General features: G+C 37.3%; 18 protein-coding genes and 2 tRNA genes. 18 read left to right on the forward strand and 2 right to left on the reverse strand.

Features of this window, described 5'->3' with window-relative positions:
* Positions 1-524: 524 nt before the first annotated feature.
* The gene (locus NUV40_03040; GenBank protein ID MCR4342852.1) at positions 525-932 is read left to right on the forward strand and encodes a YraN family protein; all 408 of its coding nucleotides are present in this window, start codon (positions 525-527) and stop codon (positions 930-932) included.
* A gap of 90 nt (positions 933-1,022) precedes the next feature.
* On the opposite strand, the gene NUV40_03045 is transcribed toward NUV40_03040, so the two are convergent.
* Together NUV40_03045 and NUV40_03050 are read right to left on the reverse strand one after the other, a co-directional pair.
* A complete protein-coding gene (locus tag NUV40_03045) occupies positions 1,023-1,250 on the reverse strand; it encodes a hypothetical protein (protein ID MCR4342853.1) in 228 nt (75 codons plus the stop codon).
* Between the two features lie 211 nt (positions 1,251-1,461).
* A complete protein-coding gene (locus tag NUV40_03050) occupies positions 1,462-1,851 on the reverse strand; it encodes a hypothetical protein (GenBank protein MCR4342854.1) in 390 nt (129 codons plus the stop codon).
* 213 nt (positions 1,852-2,064) lie between these two features.
* On the opposite strand from NUV40_03050, the gene NUV40_03055 reads away from it, so the two are divergent.
* The 17 genes from NUV40_03055 to NUV40_03135 all read left to right on the forward strand — a co-directional run bounded on the left by NUV40_03055 (position 2,065) and on the right by NUV40_03135 (position 14,684).
* A tRNA-Pro gene (locus NUV40_03055) sits at positions 2,065-2,137 on the forward strand.
* Positions 2,138-2,491: 354 nt separating this feature from the next.
* Positions 2,492-2,680, forward strand: a complete 189-nt coding sequence (locus tag NUV40_03060; GenBank protein MCR4342855.1) for a hypothetical protein — start codon at positions 2,492-2,494, stop codon at positions 2,678-2,680.
* Positions 2,681-2,830: 150 nt separating this feature from the next.
* A complete protein-coding gene (gene argS / locus NUV40_03065) occupies positions 2,831-4,510 on the forward strand; it encodes an arginine--tRNA ligase (GenBank protein MCR4342856.1) in 1,680 nt (559 codons plus the stop codon).
* A 135-nt stretch (positions 4,511-4,645) separates the two neighbouring features.
* Positions 4,646-4,918, forward strand: a complete 273-nt coding sequence (locus NUV40_03070) for a hypothetical protein (protein MCR4342857.1) — start codon at positions 4,646-4,648, stop codon at positions 4,916-4,918.
* 4 nt (positions 4,919-4,922) lie between these two features.
* Positions 4,923-5,681, forward strand: coding sequence for a F0F1 ATP synthase subunit A (locus tag NUV40_03075; protein ID MCR4342858.1), 759 nt, complete (start codon positions 4,923-4,925; stop codon positions 5,679-5,681).
* Positions 5,682-5,715: 34 nt separating this feature from the next.
* Positions 5,716-5,943 (forward strand): ATP synthase F0 subunit C, encoded by a 228-nt coding sequence (atpE, locus tag NUV40_03080; protein ID MCR4342859.1) that lies wholly within the window; start codon positions 5,716-5,718, stop codon positions 5,941-5,943.
* Positions 5,944-5,980: 37 nt separating this feature from the next.
* Complete coding sequence (gene atpF / locus NUV40_03085; protein ID MCR4342860.1) at positions 5,981-6,472, forward strand: F0F1 ATP synthase subunit B; 492 nt, start codon at positions 5,981-5,983, stop codon at positions 6,470-6,472.
* A gap of 3 nt (positions 6,473-6,475) precedes the next feature.
* The gene (atpH, locus tag NUV40_03090) at positions 6,476-6,877 is read left to right on the forward strand and encodes an ATP synthase F1 subunit delta (protein ID MCR4342861.1); all 402 of its coding nucleotides are present in this window, start codon (positions 6,476-6,478) and stop codon (positions 6,875-6,877) included.
* Positions 6,878-6,889: 12 nt separating this feature from the next.
* The gene (atpA, locus tag NUV40_03095) at positions 6,890-8,401 is read left to right on the forward strand and encodes a F0F1 ATP synthase subunit alpha (protein ID MCR4342862.1); all 1,512 of its coding nucleotides are present in this window, start codon (positions 6,890-6,892) and stop codon (positions 8,399-8,401) included.
* A 79-nt stretch (positions 8,402-8,480) separates the two neighbouring features.
* The gene (gene atpG / locus NUV40_03100) at positions 8,481-9,449 is read left to right on the forward strand and encodes an ATP synthase F1 subunit gamma (GenBank protein MCR4342863.1); all 969 of its coding nucleotides are present in this window, start codon (positions 8,481-8,483) and stop codon (positions 9,447-9,449) included.
* Positions 9,450-9,473: 24 nt separating this feature from the next.
* On the forward strand, positions 9,474-10,910 hold the full coding sequence (gene atpD / locus NUV40_03105; protein MCR4342864.1) for a F0F1 ATP synthase subunit beta: 1,437 nt from the start codon (positions 9,474-9,476) through the stop codon (positions 10,908-10,910).
* A 9-nt stretch (positions 10,911-10,919) separates the two neighbouring features.
* A complete protein-coding gene (atpC, locus tag NUV40_03110) occupies positions 10,920-11,357 on the forward strand; it encodes an ATP synthase F1 subunit epsilon (GenBank protein MCR4342865.1) in 438 nt (145 codons plus the stop codon).
* 162 nt (positions 11,358-11,519) lie between these two features.
* Complete coding sequence (locus NUV40_03115; GenBank protein ID MCR4342866.1) at positions 11,520-12,569, forward strand: mechanosensitive ion channel family protein; 1,050 nt, start codon at positions 11,520-11,522, stop codon at positions 12,567-12,569.
* A gap of 509 nt (positions 12,570-13,078) precedes the next feature.
* The gene (locus NUV40_03120) at positions 13,079-13,768 is read left to right on the forward strand and encodes a hypothetical protein (GenBank protein MCR4342867.1); all 690 of its coding nucleotides are present in this window, start codon (positions 13,079-13,081) and stop codon (positions 13,766-13,768) included.
* Positions 13,754-13,824, forward strand: a tRNA-Gly gene (locus NUV40_03125). The genes NUV40_03120 and NUV40_03125 overlap by 15 nt, the downstream gene beginning before the upstream one ends.
* A gap of 231 nt (positions 13,825-14,055) precedes the next feature.
* A complete protein-coding gene (locus NUV40_03130; GenBank protein MCR4342868.1) occupies positions 14,056-14,382 on the forward strand; it encodes a hypothetical protein in 327 nt (108 codons plus the stop codon).
* Entirely contained in the window at positions 14,379-14,684 is a 306-nt protein-coding gene (locus NUV40_03135) for a type II secretion system GspH family protein (GenBank protein ID MCR4342869.1), read from the forward strand. The genes NUV40_03130 and NUV40_03135 overlap by 4 nt, the downstream gene beginning before the upstream one ends.
* Positions 14,685-14,742: the final 58 nt, after the last annotated feature.

A 14,742-nucleotide genomic window follows, 5' to 3' on the forward strand; every position in this document is an offset into this window, starting at 1 on the left:
GCGCATAGCGAGGAGAAGAATGAGGTTCGTCGTGTACTACTAAAGAGTACACGACGCCCTGTACCCTTTAGTGGTACAGGGCGAGTCCTGCCGAGCGCATAATGGACAAAAATTATCTAATACTTTTCTGTGGATAACCCACGACTTTAGGCCTTTTAAATACAACAAAATTAAGAAAATAAAAGCCCAAAACTGTGTATAACTTGGGGAAGATGTGGATAACGGACATTTGTCCTTTAGATAAAAATGTCCAATAAAAAACCCTTATTTTATAATAAAATGGCTATTATTAAGGACAAAATATGATTTTATGATAATTATATACAGTATTATCGCCAGATTATAATCTTAATAAAAGTGACATAATAAATGTTTCACGTGAAACAATCTATAAAAAGGTCTCACCTTTTTATAGATTGCAGCAAAAGATTATTTTTCATATATGATATACTTATACTATTAAAGAATAAACGTTACTCATGAAACATGACTAGGATACTTAAAACTAACGATATTAACCCCCTATGGATAAACGCCAAGTAGGAGAATTAGGCGAGGATATAGCCTGTCGGTTTCTCGTGAAACAAGGACATAAGATAAGAGATCGTAATTACAGAAAGAAATGGGGAGAAATTGATATTATTAGCGAAAAAGATAATATAATCCATTTTATAGAAGTCAAAAGTGTTTCACGTGAAACATTACCTAGCAATGTTAATCATGAAACAAATAGTTATACACCTGAAGACAATGTTCACCCATGGAAATTAAAGAGAATATATAGGACTATTCAAACATATTTACTTGATAAAAAAGTTTATCACACTAAGCAAGGTGAAGATGAAACAGAGTGGCAAATAGATATCATCGCTGTATTCCTTAATATAAAGACAAGGAAGGCAAAGGTGAGAATAACAGAAAATATAATCTAGATAAAGAAAACCCTGCTTATTATGGCAGGGTTTTTAAAATCTTAACTTCTTATATTCAATATAATAAAAACATAATTGTCCTTTATGTGGTCACTGTCCTTTATTAGTAGGCAAAATTATCAATATGCCTAATAAAGATATTAATACGGCGGAAGGGAAAATCCTCCCGTACAATATATTAGCCCCAGCCTCTGTCTCTACATAAGTAAGACCTATAAAAAGTACAGCCAGACAAAACATAATTGCAATCATTGTGACAAAAGCAAACTTCGCAAATGAACCGGTGACTGATGATTTATTGCTTTTGCTATTTCTCATATCAACCCTCCTTATTCAAAATTAAAGATTGATTAAAGTTATGTTCAGGTTCTATTTATCTTTCCATTTATATCATACCAACACGACACTTTTTTATCAATAAAAATTTATAGTATCTTTTCATAAATTAATTACCACAAGAAATAAAAAAATAAAAAAGTCGCCGACCGGATTAAACCGATTGGCGACTACTAACTACCACTACTTAAAGTTAATTAAATGAAAACTTCTTTGGAATCTTTTTCACTACCTCTTTCTCCACCCTCATCATTGAAGGACTTTTACCCTCTACGGAACTACGCTTAACACTGACGAGTATGACATCTTTGCCGTCCTCGACAACTATATACGCCCTATCATCCTTGTCACGTGTCGCGATGCTCAGCACAGGATACTCACCAGCAAACAGCCTTGGAACACCTACCGGCGCTCCCTCTGGTGTTGATACGAAAACATAAACAGCGCACATAATTAGAATCCCCGATACCGTGACAATTGCTATTCTCAGTATACGAATCTCAATTCGTAAAGATAATAGAAAGAGCATTGTTGCAAACATTCCAAGGAAAAACATCAAGCCTAAAGCTGAAGGGATCAGCATATCTTCCTCCTTTTGAATTTTTAATTTATGTTAAGCTTGAACTTCATCTCAATCTTCTTAGATAGTATGCTTCGGTTTATTTATTGTCAACAAATGCGTATCAATGTCAACGTGGCACGTTGACATTCCTTTGTATTTATACATTACCCAAATAACTTGAAATTAAAAAGGATTATGGTAGTATTACCTAATTAGATTCAACAATTTAATTGACGGGGCGTGGTGTAACGGCTAACATTTCCGCTTTGGGAGCGGACGACTCTGGGTTCGAATCCCAGCGCCCCGAACGCAGTGAGGAAGAGAGAGGCAACTGCTTGCCTCTCGTCTGGGATTCGAAAGCCGTAGCGTTGTATGAGTTTGTGCGAAGCACAAGGCGAATACCGCGAGGCGGGGTAGCGAAAAATTTCCGTCAGGAAATTTATTTGTGACCGAATACCGAACGAACAGAACTAAAAAATTTAATTCAAAACAGAGACTAACAACTTAGTCTCTGTTTTGTTTTTAATCAGAAAATTTTCTTCAAACCAGCTATCCACAGTTTCAATAATTAGACTATTGTTTAATAAAAATACAAGTCTAATATAGATAATAGATAGAACACAATATCCTGTCGTAATTATCATTTAAGGAGGTGATAATTATGAAACAAATATTTATCAGTGGGCCTATGTTTCCCGCCTATCTAAGCGGAGCAAGAGTTGATATAATAAACATTACGCCATGCGAATTTTTATTCATTCTCTCATGCAATCCGAACGCGAAACTGGCAATAAGAATAGGCAGCAAAAGAGAAGTAGCCTTCGCCAAAGATATAAGTCTAACTCCTTAAAACCCCATCATCTTTTGATGGGGTTTTAAAATTATATAAAAATTAATACTGATTAATAAATTAAATAACATCAAAAAGGCTTTCCGTTACATAGATAACATCTTGCCTGAATAAATTGATTTTGATTTTCGTCGTGCTAAGATTAATTTAATGATAAAAGAGATAATAATAAGCGAGATAACAAAAGCGGTAAAAGATCTTTTTAATACCACTGCGGATTTCACTGTTTCACCTGCTCTAAAATTCGGCGACTACGCTTCAAACATAGCGATGATTGTGAAGAATGACCACCCGAGTGAAACCGCAGAACAACTAAAAAATAAATTACTCGAATCAAAAACTTTTACGGAAACTGTTTCTCGTGTAGAAATTGCCGGACCGGGATTTTTAAATTTCACAATCAACGACATCGTCCTCTGGGAAGAAATTAAAAAATGTGAAACTGCTCCAGAAAACAAAAATCCAAAAACAATTCTTGTTGAATACGGACAAGAGAATATCGCCAAACAAATGTCTGTCGGTCACCTTAGGTCAAACATCATCGGACAATCTCTTGTAAACATTTTTAAATTTCTTGGAGACAAAGTTATCTCAGACAATCATCTTGGCGATTGGGGAACGCAGTTCGGGAAACTTATTGTCGCATTCAAAAAATGGGGAGATAAAGAAAAAGTTTTAAAAGATCCGATTGCCGAACTTAATGCGCTCTATGTGATGTTTCACCAAGAAGCCGAGATGGATCCTCTCTTAGAAGATGAAGCGCGATTGGAATTTAAAAAGCTTGAAGACGGCGACCTCGAGAATGAAAAATTATGGCAATGGTTTAGAGACGAGAGTATTAAAGAATTCGGAAAGATCCATAAACGACTTGGAGTAAGTTTTGATTTTATGCACGGTGAAGCTTTCTATAAAGAAGAACTTAGCGGGATTATAAGTGAGCTCCTAGAGAAAAAAATTGCTACTAAAAATGACGACGGTTCTATAATGGTAACCTTCCCGGAAGAATTTTCCTCGTCACCACTCTTGATCCAAAAATCCGATGGCGCCACTTTATACGCGACCCGAGACCTCGCGGCTATAAAATTTTATAAAAAAGAATTCAATCCGGATATGGTGCTCCAATGCGCCGGCTCAGAGCAGGCTCTTCACTTCAAACAGATATACAATACTGCCCAGAGGGCTGGCTGGATAAAAGAAGGTCAATTCATCCATATACAAAATGGTATGATTCGCCTACCTGAAGGGAAGATGTCCACAAGAAAAGGCAATGTCGTGAAACTTGAAGACCTCTTCAATGAGTCAGAAGAAAGAACAAAAAAAATTCTAGAAGAAAGAAAAAGCGAAATAGAAGAAAATGAAAAAGACGAGCTAATAAAAACGATAGCCACAGGATCAATAATTTTCTCAGACCTCGGACAAAATAGAGAAGACAACATAACTTTCACATGGGACAAAGCGCTGAGCTTTGATGGGTACGCATCGCCATATTTGCAATATACTTACGCCCGAGCACGATCGATCCTACGTAAAGAACAATCTAAAGATTTTGAATTTAAAAATTTCTCAGGCGAAGAAGAAAGGAAGCTCGCTTTCAAACTTTCATTGTTTAAAGATGAAGTCATCAAATCAACAGAAACGTTTCACCTTCACATCATAGCAAGATACATTTTTGACTTGGCGCAAACTTTCAACAATTTCTACAACACCACCCCTGTCATAAACTCCCAACCGGAAGAAAAAGACCTTAGGTTGCTACTCGTTGAAAAAACATCTGCCGTTATAAAAACAGGTCTCTCTCTCTTAAACATAAAGTCTCCGGAAAAAATGTAAAAGGCATAAACGTTACACGGGCATTCGGGAGATATTGTCTTTCTCGCAAAATAATATAAGATGTTAGTGTCTTGATAAGAAAAAGATAACCGTGTTAATCACGGTTATCTTTTCTATTGAGTTCGATCATTTATTATGTCTGAGAAAAATAACGCCAGGCAACTGGCAATATCGGCAGTAGCTTATACTAGCGCCTCTATCTTTGGACCGCTAATTATCTTTGGCGGTATCGGCTTCTACCTAAGCAAGCAATTAGACAGAGGAAAGGTTTACCTATTCGTCGGGATAGGGATTGCTTTTATAGTCACTAATATCTTGCAATTTTTTAAAGTAAAAAAATTATTGAAAAAGATGAATGAAGAATCAAGGAAAGAGAAAGGGGAGGTAGCCGAAAATAAGGAAGAATAAATTTATGGAATTAAACATATCAATAGCTCCAGAAGTCGTATTCTATATAAAGTCATTTCCAGTGACGAATTCTTTGATATGGTCTTTTTTCATCAGCGCTTTTTTAATACTCATAACCCTGACACTACGCTTCTCCCTAAAGATGATCCCGGGCAGACTGCAAAACTGCGCGGAGATATTGATAGAGGAGAGCTTCTCTTTTGTTAAGTCAGTTATCGGCTCTGAGGAAAAAGCTAAGAAAGTTTTTCCATTATTTTGTACATTGTTTGTCTTTATCCTGGCGGCAAACTTATTTACCTTTATCCCCGGCCAAGCGGCAGTGACAATGAAGAGTGGAGACGGGGTGATATCCGTCTTTCGGGCCGCCATGGCCGATTACGGAATGGTACTTGTCTTAACGATAATATCTGTTATAATCATCCAAGTTGTAGCGATAGCGACACACGGGCCACTAGGCTACTTGGGGAAATTTCTAAATTTTGGAAGCCCGCTAAAGTTCTTCTTAGGGATCATGGATATTGTAGGCGAACTGGCTAAGGTACTCTCCTTGTCCTTCCGACTTTTCGGAAACATATTCGCCGGAGAGGTATTGGGGATGGTGATGCTCTTCTTAGTGCCGTTTATAGCGCCTCTTCCTTTTATGTTCCTGGGGGTGCTTACAGCCATCGTTCAGGCCTTCGTCTTTGCTACACTGACACTGGTATTCATAACTCTGGCGAGTGAGATAGAGCCAGACGAATTGGTGGAACAAGCATCAATTTAATAATAAGTTAATTATAAGTTAAGAAAATAAATATATGGAGACAGAAGCAGTAAAGGCACTAGCAGCAGGTTTGGCGATCGGACTAGGAGCCATCGGGCCAGCGGTTGGAGAAGGAATCATTGCCTCTAAGGCAATGGAAGCGATCGGGCGAAATCCTGAGGTAAGTAGTAAGATCACACCGCTCATGTTCGTAACTATGGCGATCACCGAATCAACAGGTATCTACGCGCTAGTGATTACATTGATAATTTTATTTGGTTAATCCGCCGCGGCGGATTAATTTTTGACTCTAGCAACATATGGAGCTTTTAAAAGCATTTGGAGTAAATTATAAAATACTAATAGCGCAATTATTAAATTTCGCTGTGTTGTTTTTTGTTTTATATAAACTGGGTTATAAGCCGATATTTAAATTCCTTGAAGATAGAAAAGATAGAATTAAAAACGGGCTAGAGATGGCAGACAAGGCAGAGACTCGCTTAAACGAAGCGGAAGAAGAAAAAAAGGCGATAATCATCAATTCAAAAAAAGAAGCGTCTGACATAATATCAAAAGCTGATAAATTGGCCAGAGAAAAGAAAGATGAAATGATAAGCAAAGCAAAAGAAGAGATTAGACTGGCGGTTGACCAAGAGAAAGAAAGAATGAAAGGAGAGAGAAATCAAATAGTAAGAGAGATCAAAAATGAGATAACTGACTTAATAGCAATTGCCGTAGAAAAAATAATGGAAGAAAAAGTTGATATAAGACAAGATAAAGCAATCATCGATAAAGTTATAAATAGCAAATAATTTATGAAAATTACTCCTAAAGAATATGCCGTTGGATTATTTAATTCTGCCTACGGGAAAGATGAAGACGAGGTTAAAAATATCATAAATAAATTTGTTGATCTTCTTATTAAAAATAACGACTTGTCAAAAGCCGGCAAGATATATGATATATTCTCATCTTTATGGAATAAAGCAGAAGGAATTGTAGAGTCTGAAGTTACAACAGCGAAAAAGTTAGACAAAGAGTCAATCGAGTCATTAAAAAATTTTTTGATAAAACAATCAAAAGCAAAAAAGATGATAATAAGAGAGAAAATTGATAAGAATATATTAGGAGGGATGATAGTCAGATACAACGATAAGATATTGGACAGAAGCTTAAAGACAAAAATTAAAAATTTAAGTAATTCTATTAAAGGCTAGCTAAAATATATTATGTCCAATACTAAAGATTTCATAATTGAACAAATAAAAAATAAAATTTCTGAATATAAATCAGATGTTACTATTAAAAATATAGGCAAGGTTGTTTCTATAAGCGACGGGATTGTAAAAATCTCCGGTCTTTCCAGTGTTGCTATGTCAGAAATGGTTGAATTTAAAAATGAGAAAAAAACAGTCTATGGAGTTGTCTTGAACTTAGAAGAAGATAATGTCGGGGCCATCATCCTTGGCGATTACTCAGATATAAAAGAAGGCGACGAAGCGACAGCCTCCGGTAAGATACTGGAAGTTCCGGTTGGGGAAGAGATGGTTGGACGAGTCATAAGCCCATTAGGTGAAGCCGTTGACGGCAAAAGTAAAATAGAGACGAATAAATTTTACCCTATTGAAAAAATCGCCCTGGGCGTTATCTCAAGACAATCGGTAAATGAACCTGTACAAACCGGTATCAAGGCTATCGATGCGATGATACCAATAGGACGAGGACAGAGAGAATTAATAATAGGAGACAGGCAGATTGGTAAAACAGCAGTAGCTATTGATACAATCATTAATCAAAAAGGTCAAAACATGAAATGTATTTATGTGGCCATCGGGCAAAAGAAATCAAAGATAGCAAGTATTGTCTCCAAGCTGGAGAAACATGGCGCTATGAATTATACGACTGTCATATTAGCAGGTGCCTCTGATCCAGCGTCTCTTTTATATATAGCGCCTTACTCAGGAACAGCATTGGCTGAATACTTCTTAGACAAAGGAGAAGATGTTCTAATAGTCTATGACGACTTGTCAAAACACGCTGTTGCTTATCGTGAAATCTCACTCCTCTTAAGAAGGCCTCCGGGAAGAGAAGCTTATCCCGGAGATGTATTCTACTTGCACTCAAGGCTTCTTGAAAGATCTTGTCGTCTAAACAAGGATCATGGCGGCGGTTCAATCACAGCCTTGCCGATTATTGAAACTCAAGCCGGAGATGTATCAGCGTATATTCCCACAAATGTTATATCTATTACTGATGGTCAAATTTACCTTGAACCGGATTTATTTTACAAAGGTAATAGACCGGCAGTAAATGCCGGATTGTCTGTGTCGCGAGTTGGAAGTTCTGCTCAAATCAAAGCAATGAAAAAAGTTGCCGGTAAAATGAGGCTTGAGGCGGCTCAATACAGAGAGCTCGCGGCCTTTGCTCAATTTGACTCAGACTTAGACACAGAGACTAAAGCCAAACTAGAGAGAGGAAAAAGGCTCAATGAAGTCCTAAAACAAGACCAGTATTCTCCTTTGCCTGTATCAAACCAAGTCTTGATATTCTACGCATTAATAAACGGCTTTATTGACAATGTGGAAGTTCCCGATGTTATAAAATTTGAGGAAGGGTTGCATAAATACGCAGAGATGGCAGGAAAAAAAATCTTGAAGCAAATAGCCGAAGATGAATTTAACGAAGAATTAGAGACTAGCATGAAGGAGTTAATCTCTGATTATAAAGCAACGTTGCAATAGAGAAGATAGAGGAAAAGCAGATAATCCTTAATTTATGAAAAGATAAGATAGATGCAGAAAAGTTAACAGTCAGATTCACATGGCAAAAATTAAAGAGATAAAATCAAGAATAAAATCCGTCAGCAATACTAAGAAAGTTACAAGAGCGATGGAGATGGTTTCAGCCGCAAAAATGCGCAAGGCTATTGAAAGTGTCTTAAATACAAGAACATACGCGAATTCCAGTTGGGAGATTATCTTAAATTTAGCAGGTTCAATCAACGGTAAATCTACTCCTCACCCACTCCTTGCAAAAAGACAAAATATTGAAAAGATTGGAATAATCCTCATCACTTCTAACCGTGGATTGTGCGGAGGATTCAATACAGCCTTGATAAACAAAGTTATACATTCTATAAAAAAACACCAAGAATCAGGTGATAAGAAAATTGAAACTGATTTTATTTTACTAGGAAAAAAAGGGGCGAGTGTTTGCCGAAATTATGGCTATAATATTGCAGCTGATTTCCCTAAACTTGACCTTAACCCTGAATTTAAAGAAGTTGCCCCTGTGGCTAAGATAATAATCGACGGTTTCTTATCCGGTAAATACGATAAAATTATGGTCGCTTATACCGACTTCATAAACGCCGTCAATCAAGCGCCCAGAGTCAAACAACTTCTACCGGTTGACATAAACTCCGATGAAGAATATCTTGGTGTTGTCGGGGAAGATACTCGAGTCGGCTTAGATAAAAAATTCATAGAAGAAAAAGAAAAAAAACATTTGAACTCAGGGGAATTTAAATATGAATATATTTTTGAACCTAATCCGGAAGAAGTTTTAGACAAGGTAGTCCCAAGACTGATAGAAATCCAACTTTACCAAGCGCTCTTAGAATCAACTGCGTCAGAACATAGCGCCAGAATGACCGCTATGCACAAGGCTACTGATTCAGCATCGGAAATGGTCCAAGACCTAACATTATTTTATAACAAAGCGCGCCAAGGAAGTATTACAGCAGAAATCGCTGAAATATCAGCAGGAGCAGAAGCACTTAATAAGTAATTTATATATTTTAATTTAAAAAATATGAAAAAAGAATCAGGGACAAATATAACTGCAGAGACAAACACCAAGGCGAGACAAGCCACCGCCGAAGCGGGGCAAGTAAGACAGATTATCGGCGCGATAGTCGATGTGTATTTTGAGACTAATTTACCGGAGATTTTTACTGCACTAAAGATAAAAACAGGAAACAAAGAAATCGTCCTAGAAACTCAACAGCATATTGGCTCTAATGTTGTAAGAACAATTGCGATGACATCAACAGATGGACTCAAGAGAGGTGATGTTGTAATAAACACAGGCGATCCTATCAGCGCACCTGTTGGAGAAGAGACCTTGGGACGTATTTTTGATGTACTGGGAAATGCCATTGATGGTAAACCAGAGCCTAAAACAGTAAAAAAATACCCTATACATAAAACAGCGCCTGAATTTACATCACAGTCTACTGATACAGAGATATTAGAAACGGGTATTAAAGTGATAGACCTAATCTGCCCAATACTTAAAGGTGGAAAAGTCGGACTGTTCGGTGGAGCCGGAGTAGGTAAGACAGTGATCATCCAAGAGCTTATCAATAACATTGCCAAAGCTCATGGCGGAGTATCTGTGTTTGCCGGCGTCGGAGAAAGGACCCGTGAAGGAAATGACCTATACCACGAGATGAAAGAGTCAAAAGTGATAGATAAGCTCGCTATGGTCTTCGGCCAGATGAATGAACCGCCGGGAGCCAGAGCTCGCGTAGCCCTAACTGCACTCTCAATGGCTGAATATTTCCGTGATGAGAAAAATCAAGATGTGCTTTTCTTCGTTGATAATATTTTTCGTTTCACCCAGGCAGGATCTGAAGTTTCCACTCTTTTAGGCAGGATGCCGTCAGCTGTTGGTTATCAACCAACACTTGCCACAGAAATGGGTGAACTCCAAGAAAGGATTACTTCTACGGACAAAGGATCTATTACGTCTATCCAAGCAGTTTATGTGCCGGCAGACGACCTTACCGACCCGGCGCCGGCAACAACCTTTGCTCATCTTGACTCCACAGTAGTACTATCTAGGGGACTATCTGAGTTGGGTATTTACCCTGCAGTTGACCCACTAGACTCTTCTTCTATCATTCTTGACCCAAAGATTGTAGGGGAAAGACATTACCAAGTGGCAAGAGGTGTCCAAAAAGTCTTACAAAGATATAAAGACCTCCAAGATATTATTGCCATCTTAGGAATGGAAGAACTGTCAGATGAAGATAAGTTAACCGTATCACGCGCAAGGAAGATTCAAAGATTCTTGTCTCAACCATTTTTCGTCGCGGAAACTTTCACAGGAGCTTCCGGTAAATATGTCAAACTAGACGAAACAATCACAGGATTTGAAGAGATATTAGACGGCAAGCATGACGATAAAAACGAAGGAGAATTCTATATGAAGGGAGGAATAGAAGAAGTAATATCTAAAAAATAAATCTAAAATATGCCTCAAAAGACAATAAAATTTGAGATAGTTACTCCTGAGAGGGTTGTCTTTCGTGAAGTGGTCCTACAAGCAACTATCCCGACAAAAGATGGGGAGATAACAGTACTGCCAAATCATATTCCATTAATCTCAATATTAAAGCCGGGAGTGATTGAGCTTAAAACTCAAGAGAGAGGCAGAGAGATTATTGCTGTTTCCGGTGGTTTTATTGAAGTCCTGAAGGATAAAATCGTGATACTGGCCGACACGGCAGAAAAAGCGGAAGAGATTGATCTAGAAAAAACAGAAGAAGCCAGAAAACGAGCGGAAAAAATCAAAATAGAAGGAATTCATAAAGACGATGTCTCATTTACTGATGCGACCATAAAGATCGAGAAAGAGATAGCCAGAGCAATCGCCGTAAAACGTTGGAAAAATATAAGGGACTTAAATTAGACGATGATTCAGAAAATATATATAAGATAACCCTTAGGAAAAAGCAGATACGATGTCAACCCGCCACGTTGACATAAAAGACAATTTTCCTTGCTCAAATATAGACCTATGTTAACATGAAAACATAGGTCTATATTATATTTAATTAAAGTTTCCAACATAATGAATTTTTGGGATTATAAAATTTTAGAAAATACTACTCAAGACTATATTTTGGCAATACTGGCCTTTGCTGTTTTTGTATTTCTTTTTAGGCTATTCCAAGATTTGGTCATAAGACGATTAAAAAATTTAGCGAAAAAGACAAAAACAGACATTGATGACACTCTTATAAAGATTGTCCACACGATAAAACCTCAGTTTTACTACTTCGTAGCATTTTATTTCGCTACATATTTTCTATATTTAAGCAGTACCACAAAGAAGGTTATAAACGTTATATTGCTCGTCTGGATCACTTATCAAGCAATAGTTATAGTAGGCGTCCTTATTGATTACACAATAAATCGCTATATAAAGTCAGGAAACGGTGCTGAAAGCAAGTCAGCCATAAGACTCCTAGGTAAAATAGCAAAAGGAGCACTCTGGCTATTGGGGATACTGCTTGTGTTATCAAACTTGGGTATAAATATAACATCACTAATAGCGGGTCTTGGTATAGGTGGTATAGCTGTGGCATTGGCACTACAAAATATATTGATGGACCTCTTCAGTTCTTTCGCCATACATTTTGATAAGCCATTCGTGCCTGGTGATTTCATCGTTGTCGGCTCTAACATGGGGACAGTAGAGAAAATAGGTATAAAAACAACACGTATAAGGGCACTTCAGGGGGAAGAAATCATCATTTCCAATCAAGAATTAACCTCAGCAAGAATTCAAAACTTCAAAAAGATGGAAAAAAGACGGATAGTCTTCTCTTTCGGCGTTGTTTACGAAACAACGCAAGAAAAACTTGAGAAAATACCAAATATCATAGAAAATATCATAAAATCCATAGAAATGGCTGACTTTGGCAGGGCTCATTTTCACAAATTTGACGATTCTGCCCTTACTTTTGAGGTTGTATATTTTGTAAAAACCCCTGATTATAATGAATATATGGATATAAACCAGAAAATACACCTTGGAATTAAAGGAGAATTTGAAAAAGAGGGTATTTCAATGGCATATCCTACTCAAACAATCTATATGAACAATAACAAAATATAAAGTCTACAGAGATTGACAAGGTGACAATATCTATTGTCTTAGCTTGACTTTTTATTGCCTGTGTGTATAATGGTAGTAACCCTGATGGGTTATTTTTATTGTACTAGGTCGTCATTGTCAGTTTTAAGTTTATATAAAGATTATGGACGAGAATAACACACCAAACACACCTGTAGAGGAGACAAATGAAGCTCCTGCTGAGGAAGCTACTGAAGCTTCTGCTGAGTAAATCTCTAAAAGAATCCGTCTACTGGCGGATTCTTTTTTTCAAAAAATAGGTCGTCATTGTCAGCTTTAAGTTTATATAAATATTATGGAAGAGAATAAATGCACTACTTGCAACACTGAGCCTTGCTCATGTGGAGCTCCTACAACAGACACTCCTGCTACTGATACTCCTGCTGAGTAGATAACGAAAAGAGCCCACCCTAACGGCGGGCTCTTTTTTTGCCAAAAATTAAAATTTATATATTGAACCCTCTATTATATTATGATATGATGATATAGTAATGAATTTCAAAGAATCAAAAGAAAGAGCCATACTATTACGCAAACAAGGATTCTCATATAGTTATATATCTAACGAAACAGGGGTCTCAAAAAGTACTCTTAGCTATTGGCTAACTAATATACCCTATAAACCCAACAAAGATACAATTGCCAGAATGGGAGAGGGTCGCCTTAAGTCAGCTATCTTCAAGAGTAATCAAAAACAAAAATCTATATCAGAAGCTAAAAAGCTGGCAAAAGACGACATAAAAGATATTACCGACAGGGATTTATTTATGCTCGGTATTGGACTCTATATAGGCGAAGGCGCAAAAACACAAAATATTATAAGGATCATCAATGCCGATCCGAATATAATTAATCTTTCTATAGGGTGGTTTGAGCGAATTTGCGGCCTTAAAAAAGACAATTTTTCGCTTGCAATTCATCTTTATTTAGATAATAATGTAGAGGAATCTCTTGATTATTGGTCAAAGATTACATCTATACCAAGAAGTCAATTTGGGAAAACACAGATAGATCAAAGGTTAGGAAAAAAAATATCCAAAAGAGGGAAATTACCTCATGGTACGGCTCATTTGACTATTAAAAGTAATGGGAAGAAAGAATTTGGCGTTTTCCTTCATAGAAGAATAATGGCTTGGATAGATGAAGTTTATTTAAAAACAAATAATGCGGGTATAATTTAGTGGTAGAATATCTGGCTTCCAACCAGAATACGGGAGTTCGATTCCCCCTACCCGCATATTGCAACAACAAAAAAGCCACCCAATGGGTGGCTTTTTTGTTGTTGCAATATGCGGGGTAGAGAAAGCAAATTGCTTTGCTTCGCCGCTTCCATTTTGCTAAAATAAAGATACTAGTGGAAATTTAAGGAAAGTCGTTGGGGACAAAGTTTGGCCCCTTGCGGGGGGGTGATTAGTAAAATAGAAGTAGTTGTGGAAAACTAAATCTGCAACCAAATTTTCATAAAAAAATGGACCAAAATAATGACGACGGAGGAATAGATTTGAGTCATGCGCTTGATGATTCAAGCAGTCGCATAAAGTTTGAGGGCGAGGAGTTTCAACGACCTCGATCTTTTGAAACACCAACGCCAAAAATTGTTGGGGTGGTCATCAAGTATTCCGGTGGATATATTAAAGACGAAAAACAGGCAAGTTATGTTTTGATTGGTTTTGTGGTGTTGGCGATTGTTGTTTCTCTATTTTTATTTTTTGGCAGTGGTTCCTCATCGTATAATGAAAAAATAATCCCCCCTATGCCCGCCGCAGGAGTTGGAGACCCTAATTTTAGACCATGATAATCAACCGAGCAATAAAACAAGAACGCGGATTTACACTCATTGAACTTCTGGTGATTATTGCCATCATCGGCATTTTATCAAGTGTTGTATTGGCGAGTCTTAACACTGCCCGGACAAAAGCAAGAGATGCGAAACGTATCTCAGAAGTTCGACAAATTCAAACTGCTCTGGCGCTTTATTATGACACGTATGGTCAATATCCCGCTTCGGCGGAGTGTGGAGCTACAACACCTAATATAGACTGGTCAAATAGTGTACACCTGAATTCAACCTTGAAGTGCAACACTCCATACTTCTAATGGGGTCTTCCAGTCGAGGCGTTTCCTCGGACGATTGTTAATTTCACTTTCAACATAT

The organism is Patescibacteria group bacterium, assembly GCA_024654625.1.
GTDB lineage: Bacteria > Patescibacteriota > Minisyncoccia.

What these genes read in the sequence shown, in the direction of transcription:
- NUV40_03040 (MCR4342852.1), top strand. Translation starts at nt 525, where the DNA reads ATGGATAAACGCCAAGTAGGAGAATTAGGCGAGGATATAGCCTGTCGG.
- NUV40_03045 (MCR4342853.1), bottom strand. Translation starts at nt 1,250, where the DNA reads ATGAGAAATAGCAAAAGCAATAAATCATCAGTCACCGGTTCATTTGCG.
- NUV40_03050 (MCR4342854.1), bottom strand. Translation starts at nt 1,851, where the DNA reads ATGCTGATCCCTTCAGCTTTAGGCTTGATGTTTTTCCTTGGAATGTTT.
- NUV40_03060 (MCR4342855.1), top strand. Translation starts at nt 2,492, where the DNA reads ATGAAACAAATATTTATCAGTGGGCCTATGTTTCCCGCCTATCTAAGC.
- argS (MCR4342856.1), top strand. Translation starts at nt 2,831, where the DNA reads ATGATAAAAGAGATAATAATAAGCGAGATAACAAAAGCGGTAAAAGAT.
- NUV40_03070 (MCR4342857.1), top strand. Translation starts at nt 4,646, where the DNA reads ATGTCTGAGAAAAATAACGCCAGGCAACTGGCAATATCGGCAGTAGCT.
- NUV40_03075 (MCR4342858.1), top strand. Translation starts at nt 4,923, where the DNA reads ATGGAATTAAACATATCAATAGCTCCAGAAGTCGTATTCTATATAAAG.
- atpE (MCR4342859.1), top strand. Translation starts at nt 5,716, where the DNA reads ATGGAGACAGAAGCAGTAAAGGCACTAGCAGCAGGTTTGGCGATCGGA.
- atpF (MCR4342860.1), top strand. Translation starts at nt 5,981, where the DNA reads ATGGAGCTTTTAAAAGCATTTGGAGTAAATTATAAAATACTAATAGCG.
- atpH (MCR4342861.1), top strand. Translation starts at nt 6,476, where the DNA reads ATGAAAATTACTCCTAAAGAATATGCCGTTGGATTATTTAATTCTGCC.
- atpA (MCR4342862.1), top strand. Translation starts at nt 6,890, where the DNA reads ATGTCCAATACTAAAGATTTCATAATTGAACAAATAAAAAATAAAATT.
- atpG (MCR4342863.1), top strand. Translation starts at nt 8,481, where the DNA reads ATGGCAAAAATTAAAGAGATAAAATCAAGAATAAAATCCGTCAGCAAT.
- atpD (MCR4342864.1), top strand. Translation starts at nt 9,474, where the DNA reads ATGAAAAAAGAATCAGGGACAAATATAACTGCAGAGACAAACACCAAG.
- atpC (MCR4342865.1), top strand. Translation starts at nt 10,920, where the DNA reads ATGCCTCAAAAGACAATAAAATTTGAGATAGTTACTCCTGAGAGGGTT.
- NUV40_03115 (MCR4342866.1), top strand. Translation starts at nt 11,520, where the DNA reads ATGAATTTTTGGGATTATAAAATTTTAGAAAATACTACTCAAGACTAT.
- NUV40_03120 (MCR4342867.1), top strand. Translation starts at nt 13,079, where the DNA reads ATGAATTTCAAAGAATCAAAAGAAAGAGCCATACTATTACGCAAACAA.
- NUV40_03130 (MCR4342868.1), top strand. Translation starts at nt 14,056, where the DNA reads ATGGACCAAAATAATGACGACGGAGGAATAGATTTGAGTCATGCGCTT.
- NUV40_03135 (MCR4342869.1), top strand. Translation starts at nt 14,379, where the DNA reads ATGATAATCAACCGAGCAATAAAACAAGAACGCGGATTTACACTCATT.